At 67.9% G+C, this 17,195-nt stretch carries 12 protein-coding genes; 5 read left to right on the top strand and 7 right to left on the bottom strand.

Translation table 11 applies throughout. The features are described from left to right. Positions 1-25: 25 nt before the first annotated feature. From HMPREF9058_RS05625 to HMPREF9058_RS05610, 4 genes are all read right to left on the bottom strand, one after another. Complete coding sequence (locus HMPREF9058_RS05625) at positions 26-2,623, bottom strand: DEAD/DEAH box helicase (RefSeq protein WP_009747319.1); 2,598 nt, start codon at positions 2,621-2,623, stop codon at positions 26-28. A 305-nt stretch (positions 2,624-2,928) separates the two neighbouring features. After that, the gene (locus HMPREF9058_RS05620; RefSeq protein ID WP_009405974.1) at positions 2,929-3,810 is read right to left on the bottom strand and encodes an ABC transporter ATP-binding protein; all 882 of its coding nucleotides are present in this window, start codon (positions 3,808-3,810) and stop codon (positions 2,929-2,931) included. 4 nt (positions 3,811-3,814) lie between these two features. Beyond that, positions 3,815-4,891, bottom strand: a complete 1,077-nt coding sequence (locus tag HMPREF9058_RS05615) for an ABC transporter permease (RefSeq protein ID WP_009747434.1) — start codon at positions 4,889-4,891, stop codon at positions 3,815-3,817. Positions 4,892-4,897: 6 nt separating this feature from the next. Beyond that, on the bottom strand, positions 4,898-6,088 hold the full coding sequence (locus HMPREF9058_RS05610) for an ABC transporter substrate-binding protein (RefSeq protein ID WP_009406218.1): 1,191 nt from the start codon (positions 6,086-6,088) through the stop codon (positions 4,898-4,900). 661 nt (positions 6,089-6,749) lie between these two features. On the opposite strand from HMPREF9058_RS05610, the gene HMPREF9058_RS05605 reads away from it, so the two are divergent. From HMPREF9058_RS05605 to aspS, 4 genes are all read left to right on the top strand, one after another. Beyond that, positions 6,750-8,075: an enterochelin esterase domain-containing protein gene (locus tag HMPREF9058_RS05605; RefSeq protein ID WP_254654068.1), complete on the top strand. Its 1,326-nt coding sequence runs from the start codon at positions 6,750-6,752 to the stop codon at positions 8,073-8,075. Between the two features lie 408 nt (positions 8,076-8,483). Beyond that, positions 8,484-11,018 carry a hypothetical protein gene (locus HMPREF9058_RS13955; protein WP_009747617.1) on the top strand — a complete coding sequence of 845 codons (2,535 nt, stop codon included), beginning with the start codon at positions 8,484-8,486 and terminating at the stop codon, positions 11,016-11,018. A 178-nt stretch (positions 11,019-11,196) separates the two neighbouring features. Continuing rightward, a complete protein-coding gene (locus HMPREF9058_RS05595) occupies positions 11,197-11,886 on the top strand; it encodes a DNA-directed RNA polymerase II (RefSeq protein WP_175284673.1) in 690 nt (229 codons plus the stop codon). A gap of 106 nt (positions 11,887-11,992) precedes the next feature. Next, a complete protein-coding gene (gene aspS, locus HMPREF9058_RS05590; RefSeq protein ID WP_009405780.1) occupies positions 11,993-13,792 on the top strand; it encodes an aspartate--tRNA ligase in 1,800 nt (599 codons plus the stop codon). Between the two features lie 110 nt (positions 13,793-13,902). Here the strand turns inward: aspS and HMPREF9058_RS05585 are convergent, their stop codons facing one another. The 3 genes from HMPREF9058_RS05585 to HMPREF9058_RS05575 all read right to left on the bottom strand — a co-directional run bounded on the left by HMPREF9058_RS05585 (position 13,903) and on the right by HMPREF9058_RS05575 (position 16,317). Continuing rightward, entirely contained in the window at positions 13,903-15,459 is a 1,557-nt protein-coding gene (locus tag HMPREF9058_RS05585) for a serine/threonine-protein kinase (protein ID WP_050798015.1), read from the bottom strand. A 221-nt stretch (positions 15,460-15,680) separates the two neighbouring features. Further along, positions 15,681-16,004: a hypothetical protein gene (locus HMPREF9058_RS05580; protein ID WP_009405546.1), complete on the bottom strand. Its 324-nt coding sequence runs from the start codon at positions 16,002-16,004 to the stop codon at positions 15,681-15,683. After that, positions 15,988-16,317, bottom strand: a complete 330-nt coding sequence (locus HMPREF9058_RS05575; RefSeq protein ID WP_004564836.1) for a metalloregulator ArsR/SmtB family transcription factor — start codon at positions 16,315-16,317, stop codon at positions 15,988-15,990. Before HMPREF9058_RS05575 ends, HMPREF9058_RS05580 begins: the two co-directional genes overlap by 17 nt. A gap of 84 nt (positions 16,318-16,401) precedes the next feature. Between HMPREF9058_RS05575 and HMPREF9058_RS05570 the strand changes: the two genes are divergently transcribed. Further along, positions 16,402-17,175 carry a glycerophosphoryl diester phosphodiesterase gene (locus HMPREF9058_RS05570; RefSeq protein WP_043537658.1) on the top strand — a complete coding sequence of 258 codons (774 nt, stop codon included), beginning with the start codon at positions 16,402-16,404 and terminating at the stop codon, positions 17,173-17,175. Positions 17,176-17,195 lie beyond the last annotated feature (20 nt).

The raw sequence follows: 17,195 nt of genomic DNA, 5'->3' as shown, positions 1-17,195 counted from the left end.
ACCGCATCAGAGGAGTCCTGAGAACTCAGCGCTCGCCGCGCCCTCCGCGGAAGCCACCCCGGTTGCCGCCGAAGCGGTTCTGGTTGCGCTCGCCGTAGCCACGGCGCTCGCCCCGGTGCCCGTCGCGGTCGTAGCCGCGGCCACCCCGGTCCTCGCGCCGGCCACGGAAGCCGTCCCGATCGCCACGGCGCTCATCCCACCGACGGTTGTCACGGCGCTCCCCGCGCTCCGAGCGGTCGTAGCCGCCCCTGCCGCCGCGCCCATCACGGTCTTTCCAACCGCGCTCGCCGTCCTCACGGCGGGGACGGAAACCGCGCTCCGACCGCTCGCCGCGGTCGCCGCGGTCGCCACGGTCCTTGCGGTCCTCCCAGTCACGCCGCTTAGGACGCCGCTCGGCGCCGTTGGGGCCGGACCAGCCGTGCCCCGGACCCTCGTCGGGACGGATCCGCAGCTCGCGGCCGGCAAAGGTCGCCCGCCCCATGACGCTCAGCTGCTCGGGGCTGAGGTCGGCGTAGATCGTGACCAGGGAGAAGGACTGGAGGATGTCGATCTTGCCGATGTCGGAGCCCTCGATACCGCCCTCGTTGGCCAGCGCGCCCACGATCGCTCCGGGCAGGACCCGGTCGCGGTGCCCGACCTCCACGCGGTAGACGGTCCCGGGGCCCTCGTGCTCGCGGCGCCCGGAACGCGTGGCCGAGCGGCGTCCCTCGCCGCGGTCTCCTCGCTCTGCGCGACGGCCCTTCTCCCGGCCGCCTTCGAAGGAGGCCGACAGGAAGGTCCCCTCGGAGTCGAGGTTCTCCTCCCGGCGGGCGCGCTGGGGGCGCTCACCGCCCCGGTCCTCGCGCCTGCGCGGTCCCTCGTCTCCCACGGCCAGGGCCAGCAGCGTGGCCGCCAGCTCCTCGACGTCGATGTCCAGCTCCCGGGCGGAGTCGGCGACCAGCGGCAGGTACATGTCCAGACGGCCGCGCTCGTGGCGGGCGGCTGCCTTGGACAGGAGCTTGCGGGCGCGGTGCTCGGAGACGTCCGCGGGGGAGGGCAGGGTGATCTCCTCCAGACGGCTTCCGGTGAGGCGCTCGATCTGGCGGAGCTTGCCCTTCTCCTTGGGGGTCAGGAAGGTGACGGCCTCGCCGTGGCGGCCGGCTCGGCCCGTGCGACCGATGCGGTGCACGTAGGCCTCGGCCTCGCGGGGCACGTCGAAGTTGACGACCAGGCCGATGCGGTCCACGTCCAGGCCTCGGGCAGCGACGTCCGTGGCCACCAGCACGTCGAGGGTGCCGGCGCGCAGCCGCTCCACCAGGCGCTCGCGCTCGCGCTGAGGCACGTCACCGGAGATCGCGGCGGCCTGGATGCCCCGGCCTGCCAGCTCGATGGCGACGTCCTCGGCCGTGGACTTGGTCCGTACGAAGACGATGGCGGCCTCGGCGTCGGTGACGGCCAGGACCCGGGAGACGGCGCCGATCTTGTGACGGAAGGGAACCACCGCGTAGGTCTGGTGGACGGTGGCAACAGTGGAGGCCGGCCTGGAGACCTCGACCTGAACGGGCTCGTGAAGGTGCTGGCGCGCCACGGCCTGGATGGCCGGCGGCATCGTCGCGGAGAACAGGGCGGTGCGCCGATCGGCGGGAAGAGACTCCGCAATCGTCTCCACGTCCTCGGCGAAGCCCATCCGCAGCATCTCGTCGGCCTCGTCCAGGACGAAGTAGCGCACGTCGTCGAGCTGGAGCGCGCCCTTGTCAATGAGGTCGATGACGCGGCCGGGAGTGCCGACGACGACCTGGGCGCCGCCCTTGAGCGCGCCGATCTGGGGGCCGTAGGGGGCGCCACCGTAGACGGCCACCACCTCCAGTCCGCGGGAGCGGGCGGCCATGTCGGTAATGGCCTCGGCGCTCTGGAGCGCGAGCTCGCGGGTGGGGGCCAGAACGAGCGCCTGAACGACGTTGTCACGCGAGTCGACGGCGTCGAGCAGCGGAAGCCCGAAGGCCGCCGTCTTGCCGGTTCCGGTCTGGGCGACGCCGACGACGTCGCGGCCGGCCAGCAGAACCGGGATCGCCTCCTTCTGGATGGCGGTGGGGGTCACGAAGCCCATGTCGGTGACGGCCTTGAGCAGGTCACCGGGAAGACCCAGGTCGGCGAAGGTGATCTCCTCATCCTCGTGAGCGGTCCTCACCTCGCTCTTGTCCCGGTCGCGCGGCGAGGCGGCGCGCTCGACATCGCGCTGGTGGCTGTCGGAGTCGGCATCGGTGTCGATGAAGGGGGTGTGGCCGTCAACCTCGTCCTCATCAATGTCGACGCCGTCGTCCTCATCGGAGTCGTCGATCCCGTCCTCCGGGTCGGCCTCGGGGAGGTCTCGGTCGATGTCGTCCGCCTCCTCCTCGTGGTCGACGTCCTCCGGGTCCTCAGGGGAATCAGAGGAGGCGGGAGTGGCGAAGTCCTCGGGGGAGGAGGTGGTGCCGTCGCGGTGGTGCGGCGCGGCGACAGTGCTCTCCTCATCGTTCTTGGTCGGGCCGGTCTGCTCGCCGCCGGAGAGCTCGGCGGAGAAGAGCGCATCGAGGCTGAGGGGGCCGTTGCCGTCCTGGCTCTGAGCGTCGGAGGCGCCAGGCGCAGTGCTGCTGGAGTGAGTCATGAAGTTATCCCATATCTGTCCCCATGAAGATGGTGGGGACCGCGGCGGAGTGTGGGGGAGGACCTTCTGTCCTCCGCTCTTTGCCGTACCTGGCCCACCACACTCGCCCCGCACCCGGACTGGCCGGGTGACTCATGGGCTAACACGCACAGACTCACGGGATACTCGTGCCGCACACCGGGTGCGGCAGGACCCGAACGGGGTCAACAGGGCACGGATCGCTCCTGCGACCAGGCTACGGGAGAATCAGCGGAACTCCGCGCTCCACGGGCTGGATCACAGGTGAGGTCGGTCTCGTGGCCCGTTCACCGCCCCAGCAGGCCGAGGATCTTCCGACGCAGTTCGCGGACCTCGTCACTCGACTCGTCGTGCTCGGGCACCTCGATGTCGGCGACGATGCGAGCGGGGCGCTCTGACAGGACGACCACTCGGTTGGACAGGCGCAGGGCCTCGTCCACGTCGTGGGTGACCAGGACGGCGGTGAAGCGTTGGGACTCCCACAGCTTGAGGATCTCGTCCTGGAGCTGGAGGCGTGTCAGGGCGTCGAGCTTGCCCAGGGGCTCGTCCAGGAGAAAGAGCCGGGGCCGGTTGACCAGGGCTCGGGCCAGTGAGGCCCGTTGAGCCATACCGCCTGAAAGCGTGGCGGGGTAGGAATCGGCGAAGTCCCGCAGCCCCACGATCTGCAGGGCCGCCTCCACCCGGCGTCGGTCGCGCTCCACCCGGCCTCTTGCCTCAGGGCCCAGGGCGACATTGTCCCGCACGGTCCTCCACGGCAGGAGCGTGGCGTCCTGGAACGCGAGCGCGCGCAGAGGCGAGGGGCCGGTCACCTGCGTGGAGTCGACGGTGACGCTGCCCTCGACGGGCTGCTCCAATCCGGCCAGCAGTCTCAGGATCGTGGACTTCCCGCAGCCGGACGGCCCCACGAGTGAGACGAACTCCCCGGGTGCCACCGTCAGGTCGATGTCATTGAGGACGGCAAGCTGATCCGGCTTGGCAGCCTCAGCCTCGTAGCGAGCCCTCGCAGCGGGGGAGAACCGGCGCAGCAGCAGATGGAGCCACCCGTGCTCCAGGTCATGGGACAACGGGTAGCTGTGGGAGACACCAGCGAGATCGACCTGTGCACCGCGGGGGACGGACGGAGTCGAAACCTGCGGCGCGGTAGTAGCCGCCGACGAATCAGCAGACATCGGTTCACCACCTCACAAGGTTCTGCTGCCATGCCAGCAGCGAGGAGCGGATCTTGAACAGCAGGACCATGAGCGTGCGGCAGAAGGTCACCAGAATGATGAGGCCCACGTACATCCGGGGGTAGTCCGCCCAGCCCTTGACCCAGTTGATGTACCAGGCCAGGCCCTTGTCGACGCCGGTCAGCTCGGCGGTCATGAGAGCGGCGAGCGAGGTTCCCAGTCCCGTGAACAGGCCGGTGAGCATGTCTGGTAGCGCGGAGGGCACGGCCACTCGTCTGATGAGGAAGAACTCGTCGGCTCCCAGCGTGCGGGCCATGTCGATGTAGTCGCGGCGCACGGAGCGAACTCCCGCCCGAGTCATGGTCGCCATGGGGAACCAGGCGCCGAAGCCGACGATGAAGGCTGCCGAGGTGTACGTCGTCGGAAGCAGCAGCAGCGCCAGCGGAAGCAGAGAGGCCGCGGGAACTGGGCCGATGGTCTGAAGGAGCGGATGGAGCCAGTAGTCGGCGCGCCTCGACCAGCCCATGAGCAGGCCGGTGAAGAACCCCAGCACCGATCCGGCCGTGTACCCGATGATGAAGAGCAGCGCCGAGGCACCCAGGCAGCTGAGCAGCAGCCTCCAGTCTCCGAGGAAGGAGGCAATGAGTACTTCTGGGGCGGCGAAGTACGGGGGCGTGAGCAATCCGAGCTTGGATGTTGTCAGCTGCCAGACGATGAACCATGCGCCGGCGGCGTTGATCCAGGGCAGGAAGTGCGTCAGAGACCTCGCTGCCGAAGAGGCCGGTCGGACCCGTGCGGTGAGTGTCCACGCGATCAGGGCGGTCAGCCATGCCCCGGCAAGGACTGCGACTGGAGTGGTTGACTCCTTGCGGAGAAGGTCGGCTTCCGGCAGGGCGATGAGGAGGACCAGGTAGGCCGACCACAACAACAGCGCCGTCGTGCTCACAAGCGCGCCTGCGCTGGAACGGCGATCGCTTGGTGCGCTCTGCCTGGCTGTGGAGGAGGGCGGTCGTGGATGCCCATCGTCGACGGGCTTGGAGGACGCGGTCGATGCGGTCGCGGGAGTCACTTCAGTGGGCATCGTCACTCAGTCCTTGATGCCGAGGTCGGCGACGACGGTGTCGGTCAGCTTCCGGGCGGAGACGTCGGATGCGATGAAGCCGGTCCCCTTGAACTTCTCGATGCCGGGCTCGATCGCGGCCCGGAACCTGGAGGCCGAGGCCTTGAACCCGTATGTCTTGAGCACCCGGACGACGACGTCCTGGTCGGCGGCGACGTAGTCGTTGTCAACCTCGATCTTCGCGATCTCCTCGATGTGGCCCGGTACGTAGGCCGAGCCCTTCAACCAGGCCTCGGTCAGAGCCTTCGCCTCCTTGGGCTGTCGGCGTACGAAGTCTCCGTTGAGCGCTACCGAGCAGCAGAACTCCTCAGCGTCGTTGTTGGCCAGCTCACGGGCCGTCCCGTTGAAGACGGGAAGCAGTGGTCCGGGGTCGGAGCCCATGATGGCGTCCACCTGACCGTCAGTCAGTGCGGTCCCCAAGGAGTCCGCATCGACTGTGCGCCACGTGATGTCGCCTCCGTCCGGCTTGACGTTGATGCCGGCCTCGGACAGCCCGATCGCGAAGTAGGCGAAGGCGGATGACGACAGTGACGGCACGCCGATGGTGGTGCCTTTCAGGTCAGCCAGCTTCTGATACGGAGAGTCCTTGCGCACCACCAGGCGCAGGCAGCCGGCGTGTAGCCCCGCGGTGAGCCTGGCGTTGAGGCCGTTGTAGATCGGCTCCAGCCAGGAGAAGAAGATTCCCGGAGCGCCAATGTACTTACCGGCGCCCACGCCGTCCTTGGTGTCCTCGGTCTGCTGGGTGCGCGCCAGCGTGACCTTCAGTCCCGCGTCGTCGAAGAAACCCCGGTGGTACGCGGCGTACAGTGGTGCGGCGCAGATGTCGCCGCCAATCACCAGGGGGAGTGCCTCGTGGGCTCCGATGACACCCTGGTTGGTGCGCCGAATCGTCAGGTACGCACCGGTACCGACCGCGGCAGTGGCTGCGAGTCCCCCAATCGTGAGTAGCGTGCGCCGTGACGGTTTGCCGCGATGCGACTGATCCGTCTCATTGGCGTCGGGATCATCGATGTCGTCATCGGCTGCCAGAATCGCGGCGGCGTTCTCAGCCGTGACCTCCTGAGTCTCCACGACCTCGGCCTCCGATGGGACGGAGGACAAGGAGTCGGAGGACTGGGACGGATCGGAGGAAGAAGAGGACGACGAGGACGTGGACATGGTTTCTCCTGTAGTGGTGGGAACGGGCCTCGATGCGCATGACGCAGCAGCGTCCCGGTGAAAATGGTGGAGGAGGAGCACAAGAAGCCGAGCGGAGCAAGCCGAGTAAGTGCGGACACAGCCTCAGGCCATCAGAGCGTGTGAAAGGGCGTCTCCGTACTCTGGCGAGCGGAAAATACGCGGCACGGGAGCCCACGACGTCATGGCCGGTTGTCGTTCTCGGCCGGCGTCAACGCTGCTTTGAGGCGTCGTCACGCTCCCCGGGCAGGTTCAACGCCGGGGGAGGGGACGGAATCAACAGGCTCGACAACAACACATCTGCGCACCACACATGACCGCGAGCGCCTGTGCGCCAGGAGCGGTTGTGGCCGTAAGAACGATGTGCGTCATGACGACTACCCTATGCCACCCTCCCCGGAACAATGCAAGCCTGCCATGCGTCCCATGATGCGAGCCTCCCATCGCCGGATCACTGTGGAACCGATACGTGGAACCGATACTGAGTGGCTGTAGAGTCGGCGACGTGAGTGGGGGGTGTGGCGATCAACCGCCTGTGCCGAAGGCACGGTGGAGACAGCTGGTCGCGACTCCTGTGGCCCAGGACGGCGGCCCGCTTCGCATCACCCCGGCATGGTGGCCTCCGGTTCCCGACGATTCAGCCTTGGCCGCTGCCGCGGTGCACGGCACTCCCGTCCTGGGGGAGGGACGCATCATCAACGGGGTTGAGATGGTGGAGGCGAGCTTCTTGTGGCGCGATGACCACCGGCACGGCGCCAGCCCCAGTGTGCTCATCCATCTCAATACCCTGACCGACAATCATCGCGCTCACATCGCGCCGGCACTGGCCGCCCGGGTTCCTGGGACCGGCTGGTGGGCGCTTCACATCCTGCTGCCGCGGGATGCGCTCTTGAGCTACCGGATCGTCGTGACTCACGACGCCCTGCCTGACGATGCCGGGACCCGACGCGAGTGCTGGAAGCGCGTTCATGCACTGGGACGGCCCGATCCCCTCAATCCCGAGCGGCTGCATGACGGCTTCGGTCTGGTGTCCTCGCTATGGGCGGGCCCCAAGGCCGTGCTGCACCCGGATTGGATGATCGGCTCGGGCGCTTCGGCAGAGGGGGCGTGGCAGGCGCTGAACCGTCCCCAGGATGAACACGACAGGTACGTCCTCCGGTTCGACCTGGAGAACGAGGTGCTCACAGACTTTGATGAGCCGGGAGACCCCGGACGGCGAGTCACACTGTGGTGCGGGGGCCGTGTCCAGGAGGCCTCCTGCGGGCACAGTGAGCGGGGTCTGCTGATCCTGCTCGACGGAAACGTCTGGCGTGGTAACCATGCCGTCGATCACCTGGCCCCCAGATCCCGCCAATGGGATGTGCTGCTCATCGACTCCGGCAGCCTGGCCATGCGCTCACGCGACCTGGGGGATCCGCGACGCAGCAGAGAACTGCTCCGTAGGTGTCTGCAGGCGGCACATCGGGCCGTCTGCGGGCGAGGCTGCAGGATTGCTGTGTCCTCTGAGGATGGTGGTGGTTGCCTATGGCGCCCGGATCGGATCGTGGTGGCTGGGCAGTCTTTGGGAGGGGTTGCTGCGGCCGACCTGGTTCTGCGTCATCCCGAGCTGGCTACTCGTGCCATTGTCCAGTCCGGCTCCTTCTGGCTCGGCTCTCAGCGCCGAGGCGAGGGTGAGGGAGAGCTGCTGCGCTGGTTGCGTCACCGCTCCGAGGCTCGGAGCCTGCAGCGCCCGAGAAGCGACCAGCATCCTCATGATGGCCATGGGCTGGGGGCGCGACTGGTGGTCCAGTGCGGGGTCCATGAAGACGGCCTGCGTCAGGGGGCTCGCACCGTCTCAGAGCTTCTTGGGGTCGAAGGAGCGCTGCTCGAGTATCGCGAGGAGCGTGGCGGGCACGATTACGCCTGGTGGCGTCATGCCTTGTCGTGGGGGCTTGACGCTCATGAGCAGGACCTGGGGTTCTGCTCATGAGCCTCCTGAGGTGCTCCGCGTGCGGCTGCCGCCAGCTCGGGGCGCACTGCCGGGGCGGATCTACTGCGCAAATAAAACCGTGATGCAAAAGAAATCTTGGCAACAAAGGGGTTACGTATCCCAATTTATCGTTACCATTGCTCGAGTTTCCTCAAGTCTCCCGGTTCTGAATGGTCTCAACCCGACCGATTGACGGGTTACCGCTGTGTATACTTAACCCGGAATCGACAACGCGGACGATGTTTTCGGGTGATAGCGGATTCTTAGAAGGGAGGCGTCCGTCTATCATCGTTCGCGAAAGGCAGTCGCGCCTGCTTCGTGGTGCGTCCTTTCCTCGTGCATCTCGGTTGTCAACCGTGTGCTGTACGAGTAAGTCCATCTGCCCCTGCCCATGAACGAGACCACGTCATGCAATACGCTCAGCGGCTGCTTGCCGCCCTCCCTTCCGTCAGGAGCGGCCTGCGCGCGATTCTTGCTGTTCTGACAGCCTTCGGCATTGTTCTGGCCACCGCCGGTGTTGCCGCCATGCCCCTTTTGAATGCAGGCAATGCTGTTGAGGACTATGAGAGCGGTTCGGCCTGCCACCCCGCGGCCAGAATGGTCTACCCCGAGGGCCAGTCGGCGCCCGAGTACGTGGTGCCGGTCTATGAGACCGGGTTCGGCGTGGGGGTCGAGTCGATCCTGTCGGGCTGGTGCAGTACCGCTGGGGAGGTCCTGGAGGACCCCACCATCACGCTCAACGTCGTCGAGGGCAAGACCGTCACTCCCTACCTGCTTCCCGGCATCAAGGCCGAGCTTGAGCGTCCGGCTCCCGCCAACGGCGAGCAGGATGTGTTCATCCCGACTGACTACCTCGTCAAGGGCGTGCGTCAGGCCACCGGAGACAAAGGCTGGGAGGTCGGCACGAAGGTCTTCAGCCTCACCTACACCAGTGGAACGGTGAGTGCGACCACGGGCCTGTTCTCCTTCGTCAAGCAGGACCCGGATGTCATCAACCCTCCGGCTCCCGAGCCGTCGCCGGAGCCGACTCCCGAACCCTCTGCGGAGCCCACCGCGGAGCCGACTCCCGAACCCTCTGCGGAGCCCACCGCGGAGCCGACGCCGGAGCCTACCGCGGAGCCGACTCCCGAACCCTCTGCGGAGCCGAGTGCTGCACCCGGTCCGGTGCCAACTGCTGAACCGACGACCGCACCTACTGCGGAACCGGCTCCTCATGCCTCGAATGAGCCGTCGCCGGCGCCCTCGGCGTCTCCCACGCCGGTACCTACACCGACGCCTTCACCGAGTCCCTCCGCGGCACCCAGCCCGTCGGCAGCCCCCTCACCGTCTCCTTCTGCGGCGCCCAGTCCGACGGCCAGTCCTTCCGCGGCTGCTTCACCCAGCGCATCGCCCTCGCCTTCCAAGTCGCCCGAGCCGGCTGCCTCTGCCCAGCCGAGCGCGACCGCTAAGACGTGCCAGGTCAAGCCCGCCGTCCAGGTGCTCGGTTCCGATGGCTCGGATCTCCAGGGGACAGAGCCCTCCTACGACCCGGATACTGCAGTCAGGGTGCGGGGTACGGGCTGGTGCTCGCAGGGGACGATGCTCGACGGCGAGAAGCCGGTCGAGATCAAGGTCGCGGCCTACGGCGGGTACGTGGTTCCGGGAACGCTCTCGGTTCCCGTCACCTTCCGTCACGGGGCCTTCGACGCCCAGCTCAACCTGTCGGCCCTCTACACCGGGGGGAAGGTCGACAAGGGGCGCTACTACCTGCAGCTCTCGCCCATCGATTCCGGACTGACGGCCGCGACCAACATCTTCGCCCTCAACAAGGCCGTCGCCCCGCAGCCCACGCCGGAGCCGTCCCCCGCGCCGAGCCCGGCTCCTACTGCGACCGCGGAGCCCTCGGCCACTGCGGAGCCCACCAGCGAACCCGCACCGGAGCCGACTGGTTCACCCAACAGCCCTGCTCCCACGCCCTCGGCTGCTCCGTCGTCGGAGCCCTCCGCCTCGCCGGCACCTTCAGCCCACCCCTCCGAGACGGCGTCCCCGGCTCCTGCACCTCAGACCACCGAATCCGACCAGAACGCTCCGAAGCCGAACCCGGATGACAGTGGGCGCCCCGGAACGGACAACGCCGCGGGCAACCACCCAGGTGGCAACCCCGGCGGCACGGGCTCCGGCTCGGGCGCTGGTTCAGGTGCGGGCGCGGACACAGGCGCAGGCAGCCAGGCCGACTCCTCCGCGCCGCAGGCCCCCGATGCCGGATCGGACTCCCGTTCGACCTCGCAGGACGGCTCCGCCCAACAACCGGCCAACGCTGGGGCGGCGCCCGCCCCGAACGCCGGTGGCTCAGGAGGCGAACGCGTCCATGCCTCGGAAGACTCCGCGGCCTCGGCGCAGGCCTCGCCTGAGGCTGACGCGAGCTCACAGCGCACCGTCCGTCCGGACCGGAGCCCGGTGGCCCCGGTGACCAGCGCGGCCCACCTGAGCGCGGACAACGCCGGCTCCCTGTCCGGCTCCCGCCAGGGCAACATCGTCAACCTCGTCCTGCCCAAGTCCAAGGCGCAGGCGGGCGAGTGGGTCTCGGTGTTCGTCTTCCCCGGCGCCACCACGAAGGGATGGGTGCAGGTTGATGATGCCAACAGCGTCTCCATCGATATCTCAACATTCGACTCCGGCTCCTACGAGCTGGCGGTGGCCGATCGCGACAACAGCCTCCTGGGATGGGCGAAGCTGGAGATCTCCTCTGCGTCCTTCGATCCTCGCAACCCGGCACAGGCTCAGCTGCTGACCTTCCCGGACACCGCGGCTGCGCCCACCAAGGGCCTGAGTGCCAACGACATGCTCCTGGGGAGCGCCGGAGGGCTGCTGGTCGTCGGAGCCGTGAGCCTGCTGGTCGCCGCGTTCTCCGGGATGCCACTGCGCGCACCACGGACCACCCTGCGGCTTCCGCGCAGGCGCTGAGACGGTGTAGTAGGAGAGCGTCAATGACATCGTCAAGGAGCCGGAGCACGCGGCCGTGGAAAGGAGGTGTGAGCAGATGATCCGGATATTCCGGATGACTGAGCGCGTACGGCGTGAGCGGCGTCCCGTGCCGAGTCGACATCGGAGTGCCTTGAGGCGCCTTCAGGGGGCACCTCGGATGCTGGTCATCGTCTGCTCCGTGCTCCTGGCCTCCCTGGTGGCGGTGGTCTCCACGAGCCCCGTCGCCAGCGCGGACACCAAAACCGGTCCCTCCACTACAGGAACCGCCTCAACAGTCAGCCCCTCGACGGTCGCTGTCGGAGGAACGATCATGTACACGCTGTCGGGATTCCCCAGCGGCGTGACGGTCCAGGTCCTCATCGACGACGGTGCCCTGGTCGCCTCGCGCCCCGGGGAGTCCGAGGTGGTCACCACGATCACCGTCAAGAAGGACGGCACTGCCGCAGGCTCCTTCGAGCTGCCCGAGTACGTCGAGCAGGGCAACCACTGGCTGCGATTCCGGGTCTTCGGGGCCCAGGGGGAGAGCGGCCAGGAGGGCAACGCGGCGGACTACACCAACAAGAGCCCCTACTTCACGGTATCGGGTGTCACGGTCATAGGCGGGTCCGCCCCTCCCACCGTTCCGCCGGCTCCCACCCCACCGCCCCGTCAAGTCGCGGCCTCGGGCCGGGCCAACGGCACCGCCGCCGGCATTCAAGCCGCGGGGCCAGGTGGCGAGTCGGCCGGTTTCCCAATCATCGGTGCCTTCGTCCTCGGGCTCAGCGTGATCCTGGTGGTGCTGTCGGTGCTCGTGGCGATCAACCGTCGCAGGATGGCTGCCTATCAACGTCGTCGGGCCATGGCCTGAGGGCTGAGACCCGAGCTCCTTGTAAACTGCCGCCGGCGCCCACCCGTCTCGTGGTGCGCCCCGACGGGCACCGGCTCAGTGCCCCACACGGAAGGAACTCAGCACCGTGCTGCGAACCCGAAACGCAGGCTCTCTGCGCGCCTCAGACATCGGCCAGGTCGTCACCCTCACCGGATGGGTGGATCGACGTCGTGACCACGGAGGCGTTGCCTTCATCGACTTGCGGGACGCCTCGGGGATCGCCCAGGTCGTCATCCGCGAGGAGATCGCCCACGACTTGCGCGCCGAGTACGTCTTGGCCGTCACCGGGGAGGTGAGCGCCAGGCCCGAGGGCAACGCCAACCCGAACCTGCCCACCGGCGAGATCGAGGTCGTCGTCTCCGACGTCGAGATTCTCAACGCCTCCGCGCCGCTGCCCTTCCAGGTCTCCGACCACGCCGAGGACGCCGGACAGGTCGGCGAGGAGGCGCGTCTGCGCTACCGCTACCTCGACCTGCGGCGCAGCGCCATGCAGCACGCCATCCGCCTGCGGGCCAAGGTCAGCCAGGCCGCCCGCAGAGTCCTGGACTCCCATGACTTCGTGGAGATCGAGACCCCCACCCTGACCCGCTCCACGCCGGAGGGCGCCCGCGACTTCCTGGTCCCGGCTCGACTGGCACCGGGCTCCTGGTACGCCCTGCCGCAGAGTCCGCAGCTGTTCAAGCAGCTCCTCATGGTGGCCGGCATGGAGCGCTACTACCAGATCGCCCGCTGCTACCGCGATGAGGACTTCCGCGCCGACCGCCAGCCCGAGTTCACCCAGCTCGACGTGGAGATGAGCTTCGTCGAGCAGGACGACGTCATCGCCGTCGCCGAGGACGTGCTGCGTGAGGTGTGGGCGCTCATCGACTACGAGCTGCCCACGCCCATCGCCCGCATGACCTACCACGACGCCATGGAGAGGTACGGCTCGGACAAGCCCGACCTGCGCTTCGGCTGCGAGCTGGTGGACCTGACCGACTACTTCAAGGACACCACCTTCCGGGTCTTCCAGAACCCCTACGTAGGCGCGGTCGTCATGCCCGGAGGGGCCTCCCAGTCCCGACGTACCTTCGACGCCTGGCAGGAGTGGGCCAAGCAGCGCGGCGCCAAGGGCCTGGCTTACGTCACCATCGCCGAGGACGGGACCCTCGGCGGACCCGTCGCCAAGAACATCACCGACGCCGAGCGCGAGGGCCTGGCCCAGGCCGCCGGCGCCGCGCCCGGCGACTGCATCTTCTTCGCCGCCGGGCCCGTGGACTCCTCGCGCGCCCTGCTGGGCGCTGCCCGTCTGGAGATCGGCAAGCGCTGCGGCCTCATCGACGACGACGAGTGGTCCTTCGTGTGGGTCGTGGACGCCCCCCTGTTCAAGCCCTCCGCCGAGGCCAAGGCCGACGGCGACGTGGCCCTGGGCAAGTCCGCCTGGACCGCGGTCCACCACGCCTTCACCTCACCCAAGCCCGAGTGCCTGGAGACCTTCGACACCGACCCGGGAAGCGCCCTGGCCTACGCCTACGACATCGTCTGCAACGGCAACGAGATCGGAGGCGGCTCCATCCGTATCCACCGCAGCGACGTCCAGGAGCGCGTCTTCAACGTCATGGGGATCGGCGAGCAGGAGGCCCAGGAGAAGTTCGGCTTCCTGCTGGACGCCTTCAAGTTCGGTGCTCCGCCGCACGGCGGCATCGCCTTCGGCTGGGACCGCATCGTCTCCCTGCTGACCCGGGCCGACTCCATCCGCGACGTCATCGCCTTCCCCAAGTCCGGTGGTGGCTTCGACCCACTGACCGAGGCGCCCGCCCCGATCACGCCCGAGCAGCGCAAGGAGGCCGGGGTTGACGCCGAGCCCGACACGGCCGATAAGCCTGAGGTAGCGAACAAGGCCTGAGAGCCCACAGGGCCCACGGCAAACCGAGATGGTCGACGGGTGCGTGTCAGAACGAATGATCTGGCGCGCACCCGTCGATGCCTTGAAACATCGATACTGGCTCGGCAGCTCTACAACCGGCCCAGGACGCAGGCGAAACCCCGACTGCCCGCGGCCCACTCCTCATCATTGGGACCGAGCGTGTTGATCGTGTAGCTGGTGGACAGGTCGAGTCCGTAGCGCTGCGCGTAGGCGCTGGTGCAGGCGGCCTCGACCTGAGGGTCATTCGCCATGGCCTCGGTGGCGCTGGAAGCGGTCGTGGCCGGATCGAAGGTTCCGCCGGCGAAGACGATCCAGTCGGCCTGGGAGCAGTCGACCTGGCTGACGCTCGTGCCGCCCACGACCGAGGTCGTCCGGCTCAGACAGGTCCCCAGAGGCCACGGCATGTCGTCGGAGTAGGGGATGCCCTGGGCGTTGACCTGCACGGGAGTCGGGGCGGCTGTCGGGGAGGGCGAGGCCTTCCGGGAGCCGGGCACGGTCGCCCGTACCGTGGCCGAGGGGCGGCTGCCGGCGCCCTGCTCCGCTCGGGCCCCGGCATGTAGCACGGGCGAGGCAGAGGCCCCCTGGGCCGCCCGGTTCGCTGACGGCACCGAGTCGATGAGCCTGACGGCGCCCAGCACAGCGGCGGAGATGACGACGCCCGCTGTCACCCCCAGTGCCAGGAGCATCAGTGCCCTGCTCGAGCGGCGCGATCCGGCTGTGGGCGTCGAGATCACCGCAGGCAGGGGGTGGGAATCCCGTAGCGCCGAGTGAGGGGTGCTGAACGCGCCGTTCGAGAGCCCGCCGGCCCGAGTCAGTGCCTCAGTCAGCTCATTGCCGTCGCGGTACCGCTGAGCGGGGTCGGGGTGCAGCGCCCGGTCGAGCAGCGGGCGTAACGCCTCGGGGATGCGCGCGTCGGAGGTGTCGATGGGCACCGACAGGTGGTTGATGATCTCCGGCAGGCTCTGGGGTGCGCCGTCGGCTGTGCGTCGAGGACCGCGTCCGGTCAGGAGCGCGAAGAGAACGGCCCCCATCGACCACACGTCGCCCCTGGGTGAGGGCGCGGCCAGGGTGAAGGCCTCCGGGGGAGCGAAGTCCGGCGTCATCGTCTCCAGGGTGACGGAGGAATCGATGCCCTCGCGCTGGACGGCGGCCAGGCCGAAGTCGCTCAAACGCGGGCTTCCATAAGCGTCAATGAGGATATTTCCGGGCTTGATGTCGCGGTGGAGAACCCCGGCGTCGTGAGCGGCGCCCAGGGCGGAGCACACGGCCGTGACGATGCTGACGGCCTGAGCGGCGCTGATCTCGCCGCGCTGCAGGACCTGGGCCAAGGAGCCCCCGTCACAGCGTTCCATGACCAAGTAGGGGCGCCCGTCGGGAAGCACTCCGGAGTCGATCAGCGAGACCGCGTTCGGGTGCCCGCTGATCCGGCTGGCGGCCGCCATCTCCCGCATGAAACGTCGGCGGTTGCGCTCGTCGTGCAGCGGCCTGGAGTCGATCTTGACAGCCACTGGGCGCCCCAACGAGACCTGCTCCCCGGCGTAGACGGTGGCGAATCCTCCCTGACCCAGCACCTGTCCCAGACGGACACCGGGCACAGGCGGTGCAACGTGCCCAGAAGCACCGGAAACAGGGAGGGGACTGCTCATGGGCACATGATCGTTGCGCGTGCGCATCGGTGCAAACCCGCCATTCCCTGAGCCTCATCGTCCAGGGGCCTCCCACTGACCGTCTGCTCCGGGTGCCGTCGGCTACAGCGTTGCCGCAAACCGTGAGGGCCTCCTGCCGACATACGTCATTCGGCAAAAGGCCCTCACAGGGGCGCACCTCCTGAAGGCGGAGCCCGTCCAGGGGTGACTGACTGAGTCGCTCAGGCGGCGTGCGTGCAGGTCGGGCAGGTGCAGTCCTCGCAGGTGCACGAGGAGCAGGAGTCCGAGCAGTGCTCGCACGAGCAGGTGTTGTGGTTGCAGGTGGGGCAGGTGCAGTCCTCGCACTCGCACACGGCGCAGGGGTCCGAGCAGTGCTCGCACGAGCAGGTGTCGCACTCGTCGTAGTGGCCGTTGTCCTCGTGGTGGGCGTGGCCGTTGTGAATGTAGTCCACGTGGTCTCCGTGGATGACGGCCAGGTGCCCGCAGTCGGGGCCGTGGGTGTGCTGGTGGGCCTCAGCGGGGCGGTGCTCAGTGGTGGCAGTCATGATCGTGCTCCTTCGTGTGCTCGAGGGTGTCGATGAAGATGGATGCGACATGGTCGTCAATGAGGGAGTAGCTCTGGCGCTTGCCGTCGCGGACCGACTCGACCAGGTGGGCGTTGCGCAGGACCCGCAGGTGGTGCGAGACCAGGGGCTGGGAGACGCCGAGGAACGTCACCAGCTCGGTGACGTCAGCCGGTGAGCTGATGAGGCGGTAGACGATGCTCGCCCTCATGGGGTGAGCCAGCGCCTTGAACAGCTGCACCACGGCCGAGTCCTCCCCAAGGGGGGCCTCCGGTGGTGTCGCGACCTTTCGCATACAAGGGATTTTATATCAACTTGCCTTGATGTCAAAGCGTTCTTCCGCGGAGTGCGTTCGTGCGGCTCATGTAGCATTCCGGCCATGTCATCGGTGACCTCAGACAGTGGAGGGTGCGTACGCGGAGACGAGCGCATGATCTTCGGGCACCGGGGCCTGAGCTCGCTCGCCCCGGAGAACACCATGGCCGCTTTCCGTTGTGCAGTGGATCATCAGGTGAAGTGGGTGGAGGCCGACGTCGACGTCATCGCCGACGGAACAGTCATCATCTGCCACGACTCCACCCTGGACCGGACCACGAATCGCACCGGTCGGTACGACGACCTGACGGCGGCCGATCTGGCGGGCATCGACGCCGGAGGCTGGTTCTCCCCTCGGTTTGTGGGTGAGCCGCTGCCCGCCCTGAGCGATCTCATCGACCTCATGAACGACAGTGGTCTCAACGCCAACATCGAGATCAAGCCCAACGAGACCGGCAAGGAGGCGACCTTGCGCCTCATCGATGGCGTCATCACACAGCTCGAGCGCCTGCGCCCCGACGTCAAGGTCATCGTCTCCTCCTTCAGTCACCTCCTGCTCCACCTGTTCAAGCAGCGCGCCCCGGAGGTCCCCGTGGGGTGCCTCTACGAGAGTCGTGCGCTGTCGGGTGACTGGAGGAGCACCCTTGAGATCGTGGGCGCCGACTTCATCCACCCCGAGGACTCCGGCCTGACCCGGCAGCAGGTCCAGGAGTTTCGGGATGCGGGCTACGGCGTCAACATCTGGACCGTCAACTCGCCCAGCCGAGCCGACGAGCTCTTCAGCTGGGGGGCCACCGGCGTCTTCTCCGACGTCGCCCACCAGATCCCTGGCTGCTGACACCCGTCTGTCCCCAGAAC

Source organism: Actinomyces sp. oral taxon 175 str. F0384, from assembly GCF_000223355.1.
Taxonomy (GTDB): domain Bacteria; phylum Actinomycetota; class Actinomycetes; order Actinomycetales; family Actinomycetaceae; genus Actinomyces; species Actinomyces oris.
Note: the sequence above shows the minus strand (reverse complement) of the source record. Positions and strands in the feature narration are given on the sequence as shown.

Coding starts and splice junctions, on each gene's coding strand:
- HMPREF9058_RS05610 (WP_009406218.1), bottom strand. CDS start 6,088: ATGTCCACGTCCTCGTCGTCCTCTTCTTCCTCCGATCCGTCCCAGTCC.
- HMPREF9058_RS05575 (WP_004564836.1), bottom strand. CDS start 16,317: ATGCGAAAGGTCGCGACACCACCGGAGGCCCCCCTTGGGGAGGACTCG.
- HMPREF9058_RS05595 (WP_175284673.1), top strand. CDS start 11,197: ATGCTGGTCATCGTCTGCTCCGTGCTCCTGGCCTCCCTGGTGGCGGTG.
- HMPREF9058_RS05585 (WP_050798015.1), bottom strand. CDS start 15,459: ATGAGCAGTCCCCTCCCTGTTTCCGGTGCTTCTGGGCACGTTGCACCG.
- HMPREF9058_RS05620 (WP_009405974.1), bottom strand. CDS start 3,810: ATGTCTGCTGATTCGTCGGCGGCTACTACCGCGCCGCAGGTTTCGACT.
- HMPREF9058_RS05580 (WP_009405546.1), bottom strand. CDS start 16,004: ATGACTGCCACCACTGAGCACCGCCCCGCTGAGGCCCACCAGCACACC.
- HMPREF9058_RS05625 (WP_009747319.1), bottom strand. CDS start 2,623: ATGACTCACTCCAGCAGCACTGCGCCTGGCGCCTCCGACGCTCAGAGC.
- HMPREF9058_RS05570 (WP_043537658.1), top strand. CDS start 16,402: ATGTCATCGGTGACCTCAGACAGTGGAGGGTGCGTACGCGGAGACGAG.
- HMPREF9058_RS05615 (WP_009747434.1), bottom strand. CDS start 4,891: ATGCCCACTGAAGTGACTCCCGCGACCGCATCGACCGCGTCCTCCAAG.
- HMPREF9058_RS13955 (WP_009747617.1), top strand. CDS start 8,484: ATGCAATACGCTCAGCGGCTGCTTGCCGCCCTCCCTTCCGTCAGGAGC.